This window comes from Ornithinicoccus halotolerans (genome assembly GCF_009602535.1).
GTDB classification, from domain to species: Bacteria; Actinomycetota; Actinomycetes; order Actinomycetales; family Dermatophilaceae; genus Ornithinicoccus; species Ornithinicoccus halotolerans.
This window is the reverse complement of record NZ_WIQI01000026.1, coordinates 1-17,042: the sequence shown is the minus strand read 5'-3', so window position 1 is coordinate 17,042 and position 17,042 is coordinate 1. Positions and strand designations below refer to the sequence as shown.

The window sequence follows — 17,042 nt, the reverse complement described above, 5'->3', positions numbered from 1 at the left end:
CAGCCGCGCCGCGACAGCCCTCGGCCCGGTGCCACTACCTTCCCCGGCATGGGTGTCCCGTAGCCGTGGCGGGGAAGCACCTCGTCACAGCAGCCGGCGCCGCACCGCCCAGGCGGTGAGCTCGTGGCGGGAGGACAGCTGCAGCTTGCGCAGCACCGAGGAGACGTGGGTCTCGACCGTCTTGACGGAGATGAACAGCTCCTTGGCCACCTCCTTGTACTGGTACCCGCGCGCGATCAGCCGCATCACCTCACGCTCCCGGGCGCTGAGCCGGTCGAGCTCCTCGTCGACCTCGGCGACCTCCCCGGCCGCCGCACCGAAGGCGTCCAGCACGAAGCCGGCCAGCCGCGGGCTGAACACCGCGTCCCCGTCGGCGACCCGCACGACGGCCTGCGCGAGCTCCCGGCCGCTGATCGACTTGGTGACGTAGCCGCGGGCGCCGGCCCGGATGACCGCGATCACGTCCTCGGCGGCGTCGGAGACCGACAGCGCCAGGAACCGCACCGGGCGGCCGTCCTCGGTGGTCAGCCCCGCGCAACCGCGCAGCACGTCGCTGCCGCCCCGGCCCTCACCGCCGGGCAGGTGCACGTCGAGCAGCACCACGTCGGGCTTGGCCCGCTGCACGACGGCGACCGCCTCCTCCACCGCGCCGGCCTCCCCGATGACCTGCAGCCGGTCCCCGGCCACGTCGGCCAGCTCGGCACGCACCCCGGCGCGCACCAGCCGGTGGTCGTCGACCAGCACCAACCGGACGGGCGGCCGGGGCTGGGCCCTCGCCGCGCTGCGGGGGTCAGGTGGGCTCGGCTGGCTCATCGGGGGACCTCCTCGGGTCGGTGGTCGACGGGTAGCAGCAGGCGCACCTCGGTGCCCGGGTCGCGGCGGCGGACCTCGGCGGCGCCGCCGTGGCGGCGCATCCGCCCCACGATCGACTCCCGCACGCCGAGCCGGTCGTGCGGCACCTGGGCCGGGTCGAAGCCGGGCCCGTGGTCGCGCACGAACGCCTCCACCCGGGAGCTGCCCGCCTCGACGTAGACCGAGACCGGCGGGGCGCCGTGCCGGGCGGCGTTGTGCAGCGCCTCCTTGAGGGCCAGCACCAGGGCGCGGCCCGGCTCGTCCACCGGCCGGTCACCGGTCACGACCAGCCCGATGGCGAGGCCATGGGCGTCCTCGACCTCCGCGGCGGCCTCCTCGACGGCAGCGGCCAGCGAGGCGCCCGGGTCGCGCCGAGCCGGGCCGCCGTAGAGGTAGCCGCGCAGCTCCCGCTCCTGGGCCCGCGCCAGCCGGGCCACCGCGGCGGGGTGGTCGGCGCGGCGCTGGATGAGGGCCAGCGTCTGCAGCACCGAGTCGTGCAGGTGGGCGGCGATGTCGGCGCGCTCGGCCTGCCGCGCCCGCTCGGACTGCTCGGTCTGCAGGTCGCGCCACATCTGCAGCCCGTAGGGCGCCGCGATCACCCCGATCCCGGCCAGCACCACCAGCGCACCCATGGCCACGTCCAGCACGTCGGCCAGGGTGCGGCCCCGGGAGGCCAGCAGCACCAGCCCGACGACCGCCAGCGCCAGGCCGGCGGCGACACGAAGGCGGGCCTGGGTGACGCGCTGGGTGTCCAGCGGGCGCCACCGCCGGCGGGTGGACAGGTCCAGCTGCTGCCAGACGACCGCCGCTCCCACCGCGACGACCGCCACGGGGACCCAGACGTCCAGCTGCAGGTCGACCCGCTCCTCGACCTGCAGCCACCACGCGAGCCCGATCACCAGCATGGTCAGCCCGGCCAGGAGCAGCCACCACGGCGAGGCGGACCCGGCGCGGGTGCGGCCCGGGCGGGTGGCCGTGGTCGCCTCACCGTCGACCTCCTCCTGCGGGACCACGGCCCACAGCAGGGCATAGGCGACCAGCCCCAGCCCGAGCGGGACGGTGAGCAGGAGCACGAAGGCCACCCGCACGAACCCGACGTGCACGGACAGGTGCTGGGCCAGCCCGGCGCAGACCCCGCCGAGGACCCGCCCCTCGACGGGCCGGCGCAGCCGACGCTGCGGCTGCCCCGGGACCGGGGCGACGGGGGCGGGGCTGCTGTCCACGCCCCCATCCTGGCGCAGCCAGTCGGCTCGAGTCGCCCTCCACAAGCCCTGGTCAGGGTCGGCTCCGGGGTGGCTCAGGGTCGACCCCCATGGCGGCCGGGACCACCGGCATCGGAGAGTGGATGCCATGACGAGCACTCCGCCGCCGGGTACCCCCGGTGCCGCACCCGAACCGCCGCCGCATGACCGCGCCGGAGAGCCACCGGACGGGTCACCGATCGACCGCTTCTTCACCTCGCTGCGATCGATCGACCTGCGCCGGGGTGAGGACCGGTGGCTGGCCGGCGTCTGCTCCGGCGTCGCCCACCGCCTCGGGATCGACCCGGCGATCGTCCGGGTGGCGTTCGTGCTGCTGGCGCTGCTGGGGGGCTTCGGGGTCAGCCTCTACCTGCTGGGGTGGCTGCTGGTCCCCGAGCACGACACCCCGCCGCACCTGGAGCGTGCGGTCCGTGGTGGCGAGGCCGGCTCCATCGTGCTGCTGATCGTCACCGCCATCGTGGCGCTGGGCAACCTGCCCTGGTGGGACGCCTGGGGCGGCGGCTCCTGGAGCCTGGCCGCCCTGCTGGTCTGGGTGACCATCGTGCTGCTCGCGGTCTGGGCCGTGGTGTGGACGCTGGGTCGCCGGCAGACCAGGCAAGGCCCTGCCATGCCGGCTCCCGGCACCGCGCCGCCACCGCCACCCTCGCCCTCGGGCACGACCACGACCGTCACCGCCCCGGCCTCGGCCTCGACCTCCGCCGGCACTCCCCCGGCCCCGTCCGCGGCCACCGGCGCACCGTTGCCGCCCCCGCCGGGCGGCTACCCGCCGGCCCCGCCGGTGCGGGAGCGACGACGCGGTCCGGGAGCAGCGCTCTCGCTGCTGGTGCTCGGCCTGGCCCTGGCCGTTCTCGGTGGCCTGTGGTGGGGCGGCATCACCGCCGACTGGCCCGGCAACCCGTTCTCCGTCGCGGTGGCCGGCACGTTGGCGCTGCTGGGGGCCGTCGTGCTGGCGCTCGGGCTGACCGGACGCCGGGCCGGCCTGGCCGGAGGGCTGGCGGTCCTCACACTGCTGGCCACCCTGCTCGCGGCGCCGGCCCCGGACAACTACCGCCCCAGCACCCGGTTCGGCGAGCAGACCTGGCGCCCGGCCGCGGCCGCGCTGTCCGCCGGCGAGCCGGCCGAGTACCGGCACGGCATGGGCGTCGCGGTGCTGGACCTGCGGCAGCTGGCGGGCGACGAGCTGCCGCCGGGCGCCGAGGTGCACGCGTGGGTCGACGTCGGCCAGCTCGTGGTGCGCGTCCCCGAGGACATGGTCGTCCACGTCGACGGCGGCACCGGTGTGGGCGCGATCACGCTGCGCGACGACACCGCGGGCGGCATCGGCCCGCCCCGGCAGAGCACCGCCGGCCTGGCCATCACCGAGCAGATCGTCACGGGTGAGGGCACCGACGACCCAGCCACCGCCCCCGACCTCGACCTGCGGCTGCGGGTCGGGATCGGGGAGGTCAGCGTACGAGAGGACACCGCATGAGCACGCACGACGACCGGCCCGACGCGACCACCCCGATCATCACCGGCGAGCCCTGGCCGGAGCCGGCCGAGCCGGACACCACCCAGCCGAACACCACGCAGCCGGACACCAGCGAGCCGGACACCCTCGAGCCGACCGGCCCGTCCTGGCCCACCATGACGCTGGGCCTGGTGTGCCTGGCGGTCGCCGTGGCGGTGCTGGTGCTGCAGCTGGTCGACCTGTCCGTCGACTGGCAGCTGGCCGGCCCGCTCGCGCTCGCCGGCATCGGCGCGCTGGTCGCGGTCGTCGGCGCGCTGGGGCTGGTGCTGGGCCGGCGGAGGTAGCCGCGGCGGGGCTGTGACCAGGGCCACAGCCGCGAACGATGCGGTGACCGGCAGGGCGTCGGCTCGCATGGCGCGAGCCCTCCCGGCCCCGCGGGCCGGCCTCTACTTCGGAGACGCCGCCTTCTCACCGAGGGATCTTCATCACGGACCGCTCGTAGCGGCTGCTGCCCGCATTGACTTCATCCCGCGCGTGCCGTTAACTATCGCCCAGGTCAAGAGTCCCAGCGCCAAGCCCCGGCTCGCTGGGCGGCAACCCTCCACTCGCGGTGGGGTGCCCCGGGTGATGACCTGGCAGGCCGCACCGGCGGCCTGCAAGCGCGGGCCACTCGCACGAGGGGCCCAGCCGACGCCGACCGAAGGAGCGCCGCTGTGACCCGTCGAATGTGTGGCTGCTGAGCTCGAGCTCGCCACCCTGTGCGTCCTGCCGACGCCGACCGCCTGTGACCGCGTCGGCGTGGTGACGTGTGGTGGCGAGCGCGCCCGCAACCCCCGCCCCTCGCCCCACCGACACCCGACGGAGCACACCCCATGAGCTGGTCCTTCGACACCCGACAGATCCACGCAGGCCAGCAGCCCGACGCCGGCACCGGCGCCCGCGCGCTGCCCATCTTCCAGACCACCTCGTTCGTCTTCGACGACGCCGAGCAGGCCGCGAACCGGTTCGCCCTCGCCGAGCTGGGCCCGATCTACACCCGTATCGGCAACCCCACCAACGAGGCGGTCGAGGCCCGGGTCGCCGACCTCGAGGGCGGCGTCGGCGCGCTGCTGGTCGCCTCCGGCCAGGCCGCCGAGACGCTGGCCATCCTCAACGTGGCCGAGAGCGGCGACCACGTCGTCGCCTCCCCGAGCCTCTACGGCGGCACCCAGAACCTGTTCGCCGTGACCCTCCCCAAGTTCGGCATCGACGTCACCTTCGTGGCCGACCAGGCCGACCCCGAGTCCTGGCGCGCGGCCGCGAACGAGCGCACCAAGGTCTTCTTCGGCGAGAGCATCTCCAACCCCAGCGGTGACGTGCTCGACATCGAGGCGGTCGCGGCCGTCGCTCACGACGTGGGCGTGCCGTTGATCGTGGACAACACCATCGCCACCCCGTACCTGACCCGTCCGATCGAGCACGGCGCCGACGTGGTGGTCCACTCGGCGACCAAGTACCTCGGCGGCCACGGCACCGCGATCGCCGGGGTGGTCGTCGACAGCGGCCGGTTCGACTACGGCCGCTACCCGGAGCGGTTCCCCGGCTTCAACACCCCCGACCAGAGCTACCACGGCTTGGTCTACGCCCGGGACCTCGGCGAAGGTGGGGCGCTGGGCGCGAACCTGTCCTACATCCTCAAGGCGCGGGTGCAGCTGCTGCGTGACCTGGGGCCGGCCGCCGCCCCGTTCAACGCCTTCCTGATCGCGCAGGGCCTGGAGACGCTGTCGCTGCGGATCGAGCGCCACGTCAGCAACGCCCAGCGGGTCGCCGAGTGGCTGCTGGGCCACGAGCAGGTGGAGTCGGTCGCCTACCCCGGACTGCCCGGACACCCCTCCCACGAGCTGGCGCGCCGCTACCTGCCGCAGGGCGCCGGCGGGGTGCTGGCGTTCGAGATCGCCGGCGGCGCGGAGGCCGGCCGCCGGTTCGTCTCGGCGCTGGAGCTGCACTCCCACGTGGCCAACATCGGCGACGTGCGGTCGCTGGTGATCCACCCCGCCTCCACCACGCACTCCCAGCTCGGGGAGGAGGCCCAGCGCGCCGCGGGCGTCACCCCCGGCCTGGTGCGGCTGGCGGTCGGCATCGAGCACGTCGACGACATCATCGCCGACCTGGAGACCGGGTTCCGCGCCGCCAAGGTGGCGTGATGGCCGCGGACGACACGAGCGGGACCCGGTGGTCCGGCCGGCGGACGGTGGCGGTCGGCGAGCTGCGGCTGGAGTCCGGCGCCACGCTGCCCGACACGCATGTCGCCTTCGAGACGTGGGGACAGCTGAACGAGGCCGGCGACAACGCCGTCCTGGTGCTCCACGCGCTCACCGGCGACGCGCACGTCGAGGGACCGGCCGGGCCGGGGCAGCCCACCCCGGGCTGGTGGCCCGGGCTGGTCGGCCCGGGGCGGGCGCTGGACACCGACCGCTGGTTCGTGATCGCCCCCAACGCCGTCGGCGGCTGCGGCGGCAGCACCGGCCCCTCGACCCCGGGCCCGGACGGGACACCCTGGGGCTCGACGTTCCCCACCGTCACGATCCGGGACCAGGTGCGGGCCGAGGCACTGCTGGCCGAGGCGCTCGGGATCCGCTCCTTCGCCGCCGTGCTGGGCGGCTCGATGGGCGGGATGCGGGCGCTGGAGTGGGCCGTCACCTTCCCGGGGCGGGTGCGGCGCTGCCTGGCGCTGGCCACCTGCGCCGCCGCGACGGCCGACCAGATCGGCTGGACGACGCCGCAGCTGCACGCCATCCGCACCGACGCGGCCTTCCACGGCGGCGACTACTACCCGGGCCCCGGCCCGCGGGCCGGGCTCGAGGTCGCCCGGCAGATCGCGCACGCCACCTACCGGTCGGCCGCCGAGCTCGACACCCGGTTCGGCCGGCGGCACCAGGACGGTGAGGACCCGGCCCACGGCGGTCGCTACGCGGTGCAGTCCTACCTGCAGCACCACGGCCGCAAGCTGGTGCGCCGCTTCGACGCCAACTCCTACCTGCAGCTCACCGAGGCGATGAACGGCCACGACATCGGGCGTGACCGCGGCGGCATCGAGACCGCGCTGCGCCGCATCACCGCCGAGCTGACCGTCGCGGTGGTGGACAGCGACCGGCTCTACCGTCCGGCGGACGGGGAGGTCATCGCCCAGGCGCCGGCCTGCCGGGAGCTGGTCACCATCTCCTCGCCGTTCGGGCACGACGCCTTCCTCATCGAGGTCGAGCAGGTAGCGGCCCTGGTGCGCCGCGCGCTCGGCGAGGAGCCGGCCGAGCCGCTCCCTGCGGCCCCGGCGGCCGCGGCGGCCACGACAGACCCAGCCGGGCAGCCGGCCGCGGTGCCGCGGCGGCTGCTCGCCTCCGGCCTGTGGTGACGATCCCGCGCTGAGGCGCCACCTCACCCTGTCACGTCTACCCCGAACCCTTCCTGCCCCCGGCGGAGGTCCATCCCCGCCTGTCCCTGGAGGAGCACGTCCTCATGCTGCGAGCCGCCGGCGCGTTCTGCACCAGCCTCTCCCGCCGCTACATCCCCAACCCGTTCATCTTCGCGATCATCCTCTCGGCCGTCGTCTACCTCCTCGGACTGCTGCTGACCCCCTCCGGCCCGGTCGAGATGGTGCTGCACTGGGGGGACGGGTTCTGGGAGCTGCTCACCTTCTCCATGCAGATGGTGGCGATCCTGCTGTTCGGCTACGTGCTGGCCTCCTCCCCTCCGGCGCGGCGCGTGGTGCGCTGGGCCGCCTCGCTGCCGAGGACACCGGGGCAGGCGATCCTGCTGGTCACCGTCCTGGCCATCGTGTTCGGGCTGCTCAGCTGGGGGCTTGGCCTGATCATCGGCGCGATCGCCGCTCGGGAGGTGTCGCTGCAGGCCCGGCGCCGCGGCATCCGGGTCCACTACCCGCTGGCCGCTGCCGCCGGGTTCTCCGGGCTGCTGATCTTCAACTCGGGCTTCTCCGCCTCCGCGCCGCTGGTGGTCAACACCGCCGACCACTTCCTGCAGGAGCAGGTCGGACTGATCCCCATCAGCCAGACCATCCTGACGCCCGCCAACCTGGTGGTCGCCGTCCTGTTCCTGGTGACCATCCCGCTGGTGTACCGCGCGATGCACCCCGCCGAGGCCGACGTGGAGGAGGTCCCCGACGCCCTCGAGGAGGAGGCCGCCCGGCTGCGTGAGGCCGAGTCCGTCACCGTCGGCGGCACCCGTCACCAGGGCGCCGCGGTCGACGGCGGTGCCGGTCAGGGCGCGCCCGCCGCGGGCCCCGCGGCAGCCGCTACCGGCGACGACGAGGAGCCCTCGACCCCGGCGGTGCGGCTGGAGAACTCACCGGTGCTCACGGCGATCGCCGTGCTGGCCGGCCTGGTCTACGTCGGGCACCACTTCGCCACCGCCGGGTTCGACCTCAACCTCAACATCGTCAACCTGACGCTGCTGGTCCTCGGGCTGATCGCCTACCGGACCCCGATGGCCTACGTGCACGCCGTCGACGACGGCATCCGCAGCTGCGGTCAGATCGTGCTGCAGTTCCCGTTCTACGCCGGGATCATGGGGATGATGGCCGGCTCTGGCCTGGTGAAGGTCTTCGCCGGGTGGCTGGTCGCGGTGTCGAACGAGCACACCTTCCCGCTGATGGCGATGCTCAGCTCGGCCGTCACCAACCTGTTCGTCCCCTCCGCCGGTGGGCAGTGGGCGGTGCAGGGACCGCTGCTGATCGAGGCCGCCCAGGAGCTGGGCGTCGACCTCGGGCTCACCGTCATGGCGTTCTCCTACGGCGACCAGCTCACCAACGGCATCCAGCCGATGTGGATGCTGCCGCTGCTCGGCGTGACCGCCCTCAAGGCGCGCGCCGTGCTCGGCTACACCGCCGTCGCGATGATCTTCGCCTTCGGCATCTTCGCCCTCGGCGTCACCCTGCTGCCGCTCGTCCTCTCCTGACGGGGAAGGAGCACCCGCCACGATGACCACCCCCACTCCGTCGACCTCGACCGCGGCCGAGCCCGGCGACGGCGAGATCCTCTGGCGCCCCAGCCCCGAGCAGGTCGAGCAGGCGGCGATCACCGCGTTCGCCCGCAGGCTGGGAACCGAGCCGCTGCCCTACGACACGCTGCACCGCCTCTCGGTCGCCGACCCCGGCCGGTTCTGGGACACCTTCTGGGACTTCGCCGGCATCGTCGGCGACCGTGGCAGCGGGCCGGCGATCGACTGGCCGGCCACCGGCGAGAGCGGCGCCGGTGACAGCGGCGCCGGTGACCGGATGACCGGCGCCCGGTTCTTCCCCGGTGCCCGGCTCAACGTGGCGGAGAACCTGCTCGTCGGCGAACCGGACGCGCTGGCCGCTGTGGAGGCCGACGAGCACGGGGAGCAGGCCCGGGTGACCGTCGCCGAGCTGCGGGCCCGAGTCGCCGCGGCGCAGGCCGGCCTGGAGTCGCTGGGCGTGGGCCCCGGTGACCGGGTCGCCGCGCTGTTGCCCAACGACCTGGACTCCCTGGTGTGCCTGCTGGCAGCCACCTCGCTCGGCGCGGTCTGGTCCAGCTGCGCCCCCGAGTTCGGGGACGCGGGCGTGCTGGACCGGTTCGGCCAGATCGACCCCACCCTGCTGGTGGTGGCCGACGACTACCTGTACAACGGGCGCCGTCACGACCTGGCCGACAAGGGCCTCCGCGTCGCCGCGCAGCTGCCGACGCTGCGCCACATCGTCCTCACCGGCGAGGGGCCGGTGCCGGAGGGCCCGCGACCGGTGCACCGGCTCGGGGAGCTGGCCGACGACTCCCGGACCACGCCCCGGTTCCCACGGTTCGCCTTCGACCACCCGCTCTACATCGTCTACACCTCGGGCACCACCGGCCGGCCGAAGTGCATCCTGCACCAGGCCGGCGGGACGCTGCTCACCGTGCGCAAGGAGCACCTGCTCCACTGTGACCTGCGGCCCGGTGACCGGATGCTCTACTACACCAACACCGCCTGGATGATGTACCACTGGCTGGTCGCCGCCCGGGCCAGTGGCGCGGCGGTGGTCCTCTACGACGGCGCGGCGCTGCCGCGGGTCGCCGGCGGGCCGGACAGCGGGGCGCTGTGGCGGGTGGCCGAGCGGGCCGGGGCCACCCACTTCGGCACCAGCCCCAAGTACCTGTCGCTGCTGGAGGAGCAGGGCTACCGGCCGGGCCAGGAGCACGACCTGGGCCCGCTGCGGATGGTGCTCTCGGCCGGGGCGCCGCTGCGGCCGGCCAACTTCCGGTGGACCTACCGCGAGGTGAAGGCCGACCTGTGCCTGGCCTCGATCTCAGGCGGCACCGAGATCCTGGGCTGCTTCGTCATGGGCAACCCGACCCTGCCGGTGCGCTGCGGTGAGATCCAGGGCCCCGCACTCGGGATGGCGGTGCACGTGCTGGACGAGCGACAGGCCCCGGTCCACGGCCGCGAGGGCGAGCTGGTCTGCACCGAGCCGTTCCCGTCGATGCCGCTGCGGTTCTGGGGCCCGGAGGGCCGGCAGCGCTACCTGGACAGCTACTTCGCGGCACGCCCCGGCATCTGGTCGCACGGCGACCTGGCCCGCACCACCCCCAGCGGCGGGGTCGTCATCTCCGGGCGCGCTGACAGCGTGCTGAAGCCGGGCGGCGTGCGCATCGGCGCAGGGGAGGTCTACGCCGTCGTGGAGCAGCTGCCTGGGGTGTCGGACTCGATCGTGGTCGGGGTGCCGGTCGAGGACGACGTGCAGGTGTGGCTGTTCGTCGTTCCGGCCCCCGGGCGCGACCTCGACGACGGGCTCCGGGAGGAGGTCCGCGCGGCGCTGCGGCAGGACGCCTCTCCCCGGCACGTGCCCGCCCAGGTGCTGCAGGTGGCGGAGGTGCCGTACACGCTCAGCGGCAAGCGGATGGAGCGCGCCGCCCTGCAGGCGGCCACCGCCCAGCCGGTGAGCAACCTCGGCTCGGTCGCCAACCCCACCGCGCTGGACGCGATCGGCCAGGCCGCGGCGGCGGTGCCCGGCGGACAGCGCCCGAGTGTGACGGCGGTGTCGGCGTGAGCGCCGCACTGGTCGGTATCGGCGAGCTGCCCAACGTCCGCCGCAGCGAGGGTGCCACGACGCTGGGCACGCTGGCCGACGTGGCAGCCGAGGCGGTCGCCGACGCCGGCCTGAGCCCCGCGGATGTGGACGGCCTGCTGGTCGGCCCGCAGGTGGGTGAGACCCCCCAGCACGTCCCGGCCACCGTCGCGGAGTACCTCGGGCTGCAGCCGACGGTGAGCAACGTGGTCGACCTGGGCGGCGCCACCGGCTGCGGCATGGTGTGGCGTGCGGCCGCCGCGATCGCCGCCGGCATGTGCGAGACCGTGCTGTGCGTCCTCGGCAACACCCGGGAGGGGGACCCGCCCCGCTCGCCGAACCGCAACCCGATCCGCGAGTTCGACGTGCCGTTCGGGGCCTCCGGGGCGAACACCTCCTACGCGCTGATCGCTCAGCGGCACATGCACGACTACGGAACCACCCGCGACCAGCTCGCCCACGCCGTCGTGGCCCAGCGCCAGAACGCCCAGCACAACGAGCTGGCGGTCTTCCATGGCCGCCCGCTCACCGTCGACGACGTGCTGTCCGCGCCGCCGGTGGTGGAGCCGCTCGGCCTGCTGGACGTGGTGATGCCGTGCGCCGGCGGCGCCGCGGTGGTGGTGACCAGCGCTGACCGCGCCGCGGCCGCCGGCCGGCCCGTCGTGACGTTGGCCGGCGCGGGCGAGAAGGTCACCCACCGGGCGATCGCCTTCGCCCCCGACCTGACGGCCGGACCGCTGGCCGATGCCATCCACCACGCCTACCGGCAGGCCGGGGTCGGGCCGGAGGACCTGGGCCTGCTGTCGCTCTATGACTGCTACAGCATCATGCTCGCCGTCACGGTGGAGGACGCCGGGCTCTGCGCCAAGGGACAGGGCGGACGCTGGCTCGCCGAACGGGACCTCACCTGGCGCGGGTCCCTCCCGCTCAACCCGCACGGCGGGCAGCTCTCCTGCGGGCAGGCCGACCTCGCCGGCGGCATGTCCCACGTCGTCGAGGCGGTCCGCCAGCTGCGCGGCGAGGCCGGGAGCCGCCAGGTCGGTGGGCGGCCGCTGGCCCTGGTGACCGGCAACGGCGCCACCATGAGCGAGGCGACCGCGCTCGTGCTGCGAGGTGAGGACCGGTGAGCGCCAGCACCGCCCCGCGCCGGCCCGGTCCGACCCCCACACCGGTCAGCCAGCCGTTCTGGGACGCCGCGGCCGCGGGGACGCTGACGCTGCAGCACTGCGGGCGCTGCGACGCCGTGGTGTTCTACCCCCGGCACCGGTGCCCGCGCTGCTGGGCCGAGGCGCTGGCCTGGCGCCCGGCCTCCGGCCGGGGCACGGTGGCCACCTATACCGTCGTGCACAAACCGGGACATCCCGCGTTCGCCCCCGACACGCCCTACGTCGTCGCGCTGATCGACCTGGCCGAGGGCCCCCGGATGCTGTCCGCGGTCGTCGGCTGCGAGCCTGGCCAGGTCCGGATCGGCATGCCGGTGCGGGTGCGCTTCACGGCGGGCGCCGACCACCCGCTGCCGCTGTTCGAGCCTGAGGAGGAACCATGACCACCGCCGTGCTGCTGGACGGCGCGCGCACGCCGTTCGGGCGGTTCACCCGGGGGCTGGCCGCGCTCTCCGCCCGGGACCTGGGAGCGGCCGCCGTCGCCGAGCTGCTCCGGCGGACGCCCGAGCTGGGACACGCCGACGGCGCCCTGCTCGGGTCCGTGTTGCAGGGCGGCCAGGGCCAGAACCCGGCCCGGCAGATCGCGGCCTCCGGCGGCCTGGACCCCGCCGTGCCCGCCATCACGCTCAACAACGTGTGCCTCGCCGGCCTTGCCGCGGTGGCCGACGCCACCCGGCGGGTCCGGCTCGGTGAGGGCAGCAGCTACCTCGTCGGTGGGGCCGACTCGATGAGCCGCGGCCGGCACGCAGCGCTGCTGCGCGAGGGGGTCCCCCGGCCCGGGCCGGTCGAGCTGGTCGACACCACGGTCACCGATGGGCTGTGGTGCGCCCTCGGCGACGAGGGCATGGGCCCGCTGTCCGAGCGCGCCAACACCGCGCTGGGCATCGGCCGGGCCGAGCAGGACCAGCTGGCAGCTCGCTCCCAGCAGCTGGCCGCGGCGGCCCGCGACGCCGGCCGGCTGGCCGAGGAGATCGTCCCCGTCACCACCCCCGGCGGCGAGGTGCGCCACGACGAGGGCATCCGGGACGGGGTGACGGTGGAGTCGCTGGCCGGGCTGCGTCCCGTCTTCGCGGAGGCGGGCACGATCACCGCCGGCAACGCCTCGCAGATGAGTGACGGCGCTTCGGTGGGGGTGGTCGCGTCCCTGGCGCGCGCCGAGGCGCTGGGCCGGGTGCCGCTGGCCCGCGTCACGGGGTATGCCGAGGTGGCCGGGCCCGACACCAGCCTGCACCTGAAGCCGGCTGCGGCGATCCGTGCCGCGCTGGACCGGGCCGGGCTGGCGATCGGCGACGTCGACCTGCTGGAGATCAACGAGGCGTTCGCCGGGGTGGTCGCCGCCAGCGTGCGCGAGCTGTCGGTCCCGCTGGACATCGTCAACGTCAACGGCGGCGCGATCGCGCTGGGCCACCCGTTGGGCGGCACCGGCTTCCGGCTGGCCCTCACCCTGGCGCACGAGCTGCGCCGCCGCGACGCCCGCGTAGGTGTCGCGGCGCTGTGCGGCGGCGGTGGCCAGGGTGCCGCCGTGGTGCTCGAGCGCGTCGACCGGTAGCGCCACGAGCCGCTGACCGGGCCGTTGACCGGCCCACTCCTCGTGGCCCGCCCCGCTGACGCCCTAGCATGGGGCTTTGAGGAGGAGCGCTGATGGACTGGCTGGGCGAGACGCAGTGGCTCTGGTGGGTCGGGGCCGCGCTCGTGCTCGGCCTCGTGGAGATCGCCTCGCTGGACCTGGTGTTCACCATGCTGGCCGCGGCCGCGATCGCCGCGGCCGGCGCCGCCGCCCTGGGGGTGCCCTTCGTCGGGCAGGTTCTGGTGTTCGTGATCGTGGCCGCGCTGCTGCTCGCCCTGCTGCGCCCGCTGGCACTCCGCAAGATCAAGCCCGCCGGGCCCGGCGAGCGGACCAACACCGCCGCCCACGTCGGTCGCACCGCGATCGTGCTGTCGGACGTGACCGACACCACCGGGCTGGTCAAGCTCGCCGGTGAGGAGTGGAGCGCCCGCACCGACTCCCCCGACGAGCGGCACCGGCCCGGTGAGCGCGTGACCGTCGAGCGCATCGACGGCGCGGTCGCCGTCGTGACCGGCCGGGCCGCGTCCGGACGTCCGGACGACGCCGACCCGCCCAGCCACCCCGGCACACCTGGAAGGTGACCGCCATGCCCGACCCGGCACAGATCGCTGTCTACCTCGTCCTCTTCCTGCTCATCGCCTTCACGGCGGTGGCGATCTCCCGGGCGGTGCGGATCGTCCCGCAGGCCACCGCGCTGATCGTGGAGCGGCTGGGGCGCTTCCACCGGACTCTCGAGCCGGGGCTGCACTTCCTCATTCCCTTCATCGACCGGATCCGCTCCAACGTGGACCTCCGCGAGCAGGTCGTCTCCTTCCCGCCGCAGCCGGTGATCACCAGCGACAACCTGGTGGTGCACATCGACACGGTGATCTACTTCCAGCCCACCGACCCCAAGGCCGCCACCTACGAGATCGCCAACTACATCCAGGGCGTGGAGCAGCTCACCGTCACCACGCTGCGCAACGTGGTGGGTTCGCTGGACCTGGAGCAGACCCTCACCAGCCGCGACCAGATCAACGGGCAGCTGCGCGGGGTGCTGGACGACGCCACCGGCCGCTGGGGCATCCGCGTCAACCGGGTGGAGCTGAAGGCCATCGACCCGCCGGGCAGCGTGCAGGAGGCGATGGAGAAGCAGATGCGCGCCGAGCGCGACAAGCGGGCCGTCATCCTCAACGCCCAGGGCGTCAAGCAGTCCCAGATCCTGACCGCCGAGGGTGAGAAGCAGGCCCAGATCCTGCGCGCCGAGGGCACCGCGCAGGCGGCGATCCTGGAGGCCAAGGGCGAGGCGCGGGCGATCCTGCAGGTCTTCGACGCCATCCACACCGGCAACCCGGACAGCAAGCTGCTGGCCTACCAGTACCTGCAGATGCTGCCCAAGATCGCCGAGAGCGAGTCCAACAAGATGTGGATCGTGCCGACCGAGCTCACCCAGGCGCTGCGGGGTATCGGCTCCGCCCTCGGTGGCGGTAGCGGCGCCGACGGCGGCGAGCCGGCCGGGGCCGACCTCGACGGCCCGCCCGGGTCGATGAAGGAGGGTGCCGAGGGCGGCCTGCGCGACGACGACCTGAACGCCCCGGACCTGGAGGAGCCGGGGGAGGCGCTGCGGCGAGCCCGAGAGGAGGCCGAGGGGGCGACCCGGGAGGCGGACCGGCCCAGCCCGGCCGACCTCGGCGTGCGACCGGGCGGAGTGGCTCCCCCCGACCCGGGGCAGCCGGAGGCCGAGCCCGGGACGCCCGGGCAGCAGGACCGCCCCGACCAGCCCTGAGCGGCCGGTGGTGGCCGCGCGGCGGTCAGGCGCGGGCGGGCAGGTCCAGGTGCGCCAGGACCTCGGCGGTGATCTCCTCCGGTGCCCGAGAGACGTCGCACACCAGCCCCGCCTCGTCGGGCGCGAGCGGCTCCAGGGTGCCCAGCTGCGACTGCAGCAGCGTCAGCGGCATGTAGTGGCCCTCCCGGCCGCCCATCCGCTCCTGCAGCAGCGCCTGCTCGCCGACGAGGTGCACGAAGTAGACGCCCGGGCTGCCCCTGCGCAGCACGTCCCGGTAGACCCGGCGCAGCGCCGAGCACGTCATCACCGTGGACTCGCCCCGGGCGTCGTGCTCGGCGATCCAGCCGGCGAGGGCCCGCAGCCAGGGCCAGCGGTCCTCGTCGCGCAGCGGTGTGCCGGCGCTCATCTTGGCGACGTTGGCCGGCGGGTGGAAGTCGTCACCCTCGGCGAACGGCCACCCCAGCCGCTGCTGCAGGCCGGCGGCCACGGTGCTCTTGCCGGACCCCGAGACCCCCATGACGATCAGGTGCCGGGGGCTGCCCGCTGTGCTCATGGCTACCTCCTTCGCCGGTCGGGCCAGCGTAACGGCGCGACCGCGGCGCCGCCGGGTCATGGCTGGGCGGCCAGCCAGTCCAGCCACCGGGCCTCCAGCCCGAGCAGGTCGGTGCCAACGAGCTCCTGCAGCACCCCGCTGATCGCCCGGTCGCTCTCGGAGACCCCGTGCAGCGCGACCCCGACCTCGCGGGCGGTCTCGGGGCCGTAGGCGTGCTCCAGGTACTCGAACACGCTGGCTGCCAGGAGGTAGTGCAGCTGCTGGTCCTGGTTGTGGAACCCCGCCTGGTCGGCCGGCGGCAGCCCCTCGGGTGCCCCGTGGACCGCCAGCAGGCTGCCGCGCCACTCGGCGGTCAGCGCCCGCGTCCGGGCATCGCCCCGCTCCTCGTACCAGCCCGCCAGGCCCTCGCTGACCCACCGGGCCGGGCGGACGCCCGGCTCGCGCAGGAACATCAGCGCGTGCACGCCCTCGTGCCGCAGCAGCGGGGACCCGCCCTCGGGGTCCGGCAGCGTGCCGGCAGCATCCTGCACCTCCCAGACGAGCTGGTCCAGGTCGACGACGGCGCGAGCGACGATCTGCCGCTCGCTGGGGAGGATGTCCATCCCGTCGTGCTCCTCCACCACGGGCGAGGCCGGCACGCTGGTCGCGAACCCGAGCACCTGCTCCACGTCGCCGCCGAAGACCTGATCCACCTGGTCACCCGGTGCGGCGGTCACGACGAGCCGGTCCACGCCGGGAACCGGGAAGTCGGCGAGCACCTCAGCCGCGGCCCGGTCCAGCCGCGGCATCGCCTCGGCCACGTCCTCCGCCCGGTCGCGGGGGTGCACCAGCACCAGGTGCTCGGTCTCCGTGACAGCGGTCGGGGCCAGGTCCCACAGCTGCGGGTGGTCCACCTCCAGCCGGCCCCCGCCGTCGACCTCGGTCACCAGCAGCTCACCGGAGCCCGCCCGCGCCAGCAGGTAGCGGTACCGCTCCACGGTGGGCACCAGGTCGGCGCCGGTGACCTGGTGCCGGAAGCCGATGGTCAGCTCGGCGTCCCGCCCCGGCCGGGCCGGGGTGAGCAGCAGCGGGTGCATCGCCCGGACGGTCATCGGGGTGGCCTGCACGGCGGCGAACCAGTCGCGCTGCTGGGCCCGCAGCCGGCCGGGCGCGAAGTGACCGGACCACGCGGCCACCCGCCCCTCCTCGAGCGCGGCGGTGAGGGCGCCGGCGAGCGCGACGGCGTCGGCCTCGGTGACCGGGCCGGCCGCTCCCTCCCGCTCGGCTCCGGCGCTGGCCGTGGGCGCAGCGGTAGCAGCGGGCGCCGGCGAGCGCCTCCTGCTCCTGCACCCGCTTGGCCCGGTAGTAGGGCAGCTTGCCCACGCCCGGACGGTCCACGC

The 17,042-nt window shown here is 74.8% G+C and carries 15 protein-coding genes and 1 riboswitch; of the genes, 11 read left to right on the top strand and 4 right to left on the bottom strand.

The window, feature by feature from the left end; all coding sequences use genetic code 11:
- Window positions 1-84: 84 nt before the first annotated feature.
- Window positions 85-813 carry a LuxR C-terminal-related transcriptional regulator gene (locus GFJ45_RS07015; protein ID WP_153395572.1) on the bottom strand — a complete coding sequence of 243 codons (729 nt, stop codon included), beginning with the start codon at window positions 811-813 and terminating at the stop codon, window positions 85-87.
- Window positions 810-2,075: an ATP-binding protein gene (locus GFJ45_RS07010; protein ID WP_228386633.1), complete on the bottom strand. Its 1,266-nt coding sequence runs from the start codon at window positions 2,073-2,075 to the stop codon at window positions 810-812. The genes GFJ45_RS07015 and GFJ45_RS07010 overlap by 4 nt, the downstream gene beginning before the upstream one ends.
- Window positions 2,076-2,202: 127 nt before the next feature.
- Here GFJ45_RS07010 and GFJ45_RS07005 point away from each other — a divergent pair, with 127 nt between their 5' ends.
- The 11 genes from GFJ45_RS07005 to GFJ45_RS06955 all read left to right on the top strand — a co-directional run bounded on the left by GFJ45_RS07005 (window position 2,203) and on the right by GFJ45_RS06955 (window position 15,110).
- Window positions 2,203-3,585: a PspC domain-containing protein gene (locus GFJ45_RS07005; RefSeq protein ID WP_153395568.1), complete on the top strand. Its 1,383-nt coding sequence runs from the start codon at window positions 2,203-2,205 to the stop codon at window positions 3,583-3,585.
- On the top strand, window positions 3,582-3,908 hold the full coding sequence (locus GFJ45_RS07000; RefSeq protein WP_153395566.1) for a hypothetical protein: 327 nt from the start codon (window positions 3,582-3,584) through the stop codon (window positions 3,906-3,908). The genes GFJ45_RS07005 and GFJ45_RS07000 overlap by 4 nt, the downstream gene beginning before the upstream one ends.
- Before the next feature lie 210 nt (window positions 3,909-4,118).
- Window positions 4,119-4,232, top strand: a riboswitch (SAM riboswitch).
- Window positions 4,233-4,436: 204 nt separating this feature from the next.
- Window positions 4,437-5,747 (top strand): bifunctional o-acetylhomoserine/o-acetylserine sulfhydrylase, encoded by a 1,311-nt coding sequence (locus tag GFJ45_RS06995; RefSeq protein ID WP_153395563.1) that lies wholly within the window; start codon window positions 4,437-4,439, stop codon window positions 5,745-5,747.
- Window positions 5,747-6,952, top strand: a complete 1,206-nt coding sequence (metX, locus tag GFJ45_RS06990) for a homoserine O-acetyltransferase MetX (RefSeq protein WP_153395561.1) — start codon at window positions 5,747-5,749, stop codon at window positions 6,950-6,952. The genes GFJ45_RS06995 and metX overlap by 1 nt, the downstream gene beginning before the upstream one ends.
- 104 nt (window positions 6,953-7,056) lie before the next feature.
- Entirely contained in the window at window positions 7,057-8,511 is a 1,455-nt protein-coding gene (locus GFJ45_RS06985; protein WP_153395559.1) for a short-chain fatty acid transporter, read from the top strand.
- Between the two features lie 22 nt (window positions 8,512-8,533).
- Window positions 8,534-10,597: an acetoacetate--CoA ligase gene (locus GFJ45_RS06980; protein ID WP_153395557.1), complete on the top strand. Its 2,064-nt coding sequence runs from the start codon at window positions 8,534-8,536 to the stop codon at window positions 10,595-10,597.
- Window positions 10,594-11,742, top strand: coding sequence for a thiolase family protein (locus GFJ45_RS06975; RefSeq protein ID WP_153395554.1), 1,149 nt, complete (start codon window positions 10,594-10,596; stop codon window positions 11,740-11,742). The genes GFJ45_RS06980 and GFJ45_RS06975 overlap by 4 nt, the downstream gene beginning before the upstream one ends.
- On the top strand, window positions 11,739-12,161 hold the full coding sequence (locus GFJ45_RS06970; RefSeq protein ID WP_153395552.1) for a Zn-ribbon domain-containing OB-fold protein: 423 nt from the start codon (window positions 11,739-11,741) through the stop codon (window positions 12,159-12,161). Before GFJ45_RS06975 ends, GFJ45_RS06970 begins: the two co-directional genes overlap by 4 nt.
- On the top strand, window positions 12,158-13,327 hold the full coding sequence (locus GFJ45_RS06965; RefSeq protein ID WP_153395550.1) for an acetyl-CoA C-acyltransferase: 1,170 nt from the start codon (window positions 12,158-12,160) through the stop codon (window positions 13,325-13,327). Before GFJ45_RS06970 ends, GFJ45_RS06965 begins: the two co-directional genes overlap by 4 nt.
- Before the next feature lie 92 nt (window positions 13,328-13,419).
- On the top strand, window positions 13,420-13,926 hold the full coding sequence (locus GFJ45_RS06960) for an NfeD family protein (protein ID WP_153395548.1): 507 nt from the start codon (window positions 13,420-13,422) through the stop codon (window positions 13,924-13,926).
- A gap of 5 nt (window positions 13,927-13,931) precedes the next feature.
- A complete protein-coding gene (locus GFJ45_RS06955) occupies window positions 13,932-15,110 on the top strand; it encodes an SPFH domain-containing protein (protein WP_153395546.1) in 1,179 nt (392 codons plus the stop codon).
- 25 nt (window positions 15,111-15,135) lie between these two features.
- Here GFJ45_RS06955 and GFJ45_RS06950 read toward each other — a convergent pair whose 3' ends face one another.
- Entirely contained in the window at window positions 15,136-15,663 is a 528-nt protein-coding gene (locus GFJ45_RS06950; RefSeq protein ID WP_228386632.1) for a gluconokinase, read from the bottom strand.
- A 56-nt stretch (window positions 15,664-15,719) separates the two neighbouring features.
- The coding region (locus GFJ45_RS06945) for a hypothetical protein (protein ID WP_228386631.1) at window positions 15,720-17,042 on the bottom strand (1,323 nt) is incomplete at its 5' end.

Coding starts and splice junctions, on each gene's coding strand:
- GFJ45_RS07015 (WP_153395572.1), bottom strand. CDS start 813: ATGAGCCAGCCGAGCCCACCTGACCCCCGCAGCGCGGCGAGGGCCCAG.
- GFJ45_RS07005 (WP_153395568.1), top strand. CDS start 2,203: ATGACGAGCACTCCGCCGCCGGGTACCCCCGGTGCCGCACCCGAACCG.
- GFJ45_RS07000 (WP_153395566.1), top strand. CDS start 3,582: ATGAGCACGCACGACGACCGGCCCGACGCGACCACCCCGATCATCACC.
- GFJ45_RS06995 (WP_153395563.1), top strand. CDS start 4,437: ATGAGCTGGTCCTTCGACACCCGACAGATCCACGCAGGCCAGCAGCCC.
- metX (WP_153395561.1), top strand. CDS start 5,747: ATGGCCGCGGACGACACGAGCGGGACCCGGTGGTCCGGCCGGCGGACG.
- GFJ45_RS06985 (WP_153395559.1), top strand. CDS start 7,057: ATGCTGCGAGCCGCCGGCGCGTTCTGCACCAGCCTCTCCCGCCGCTAC.
- GFJ45_RS06980 (WP_153395557.1), top strand. CDS start 8,534: ATGACCACCCCCACTCCGTCGACCTCGACCGCGGCCGAGCCCGGCGAC.
- GFJ45_RS06965 (WP_153395550.1), top strand. CDS start 12,158: ATGACCACCGCCGTGCTGCTGGACGGCGCGCGCACGCCGTTCGGGCGG.
- GFJ45_RS06960 (WP_153395548.1), top strand. CDS start 13,420: ATGGACTGGCTGGGCGAGACGCAGTGGCTCTGGTGGGTCGGGGCCGCG.
- GFJ45_RS06955 (WP_153395546.1), top strand. CDS start 13,932: ATGCCCGACCCGGCACAGATCGCTGTCTACCTCGTCCTCTTCCTGCTC.
- GFJ45_RS06950 (WP_228386632.1), bottom strand. CDS start 15,663: ATGAGCACAGCGGGCAGCCCCCGGCACCTGATCGTCATGGGGGTCTCG.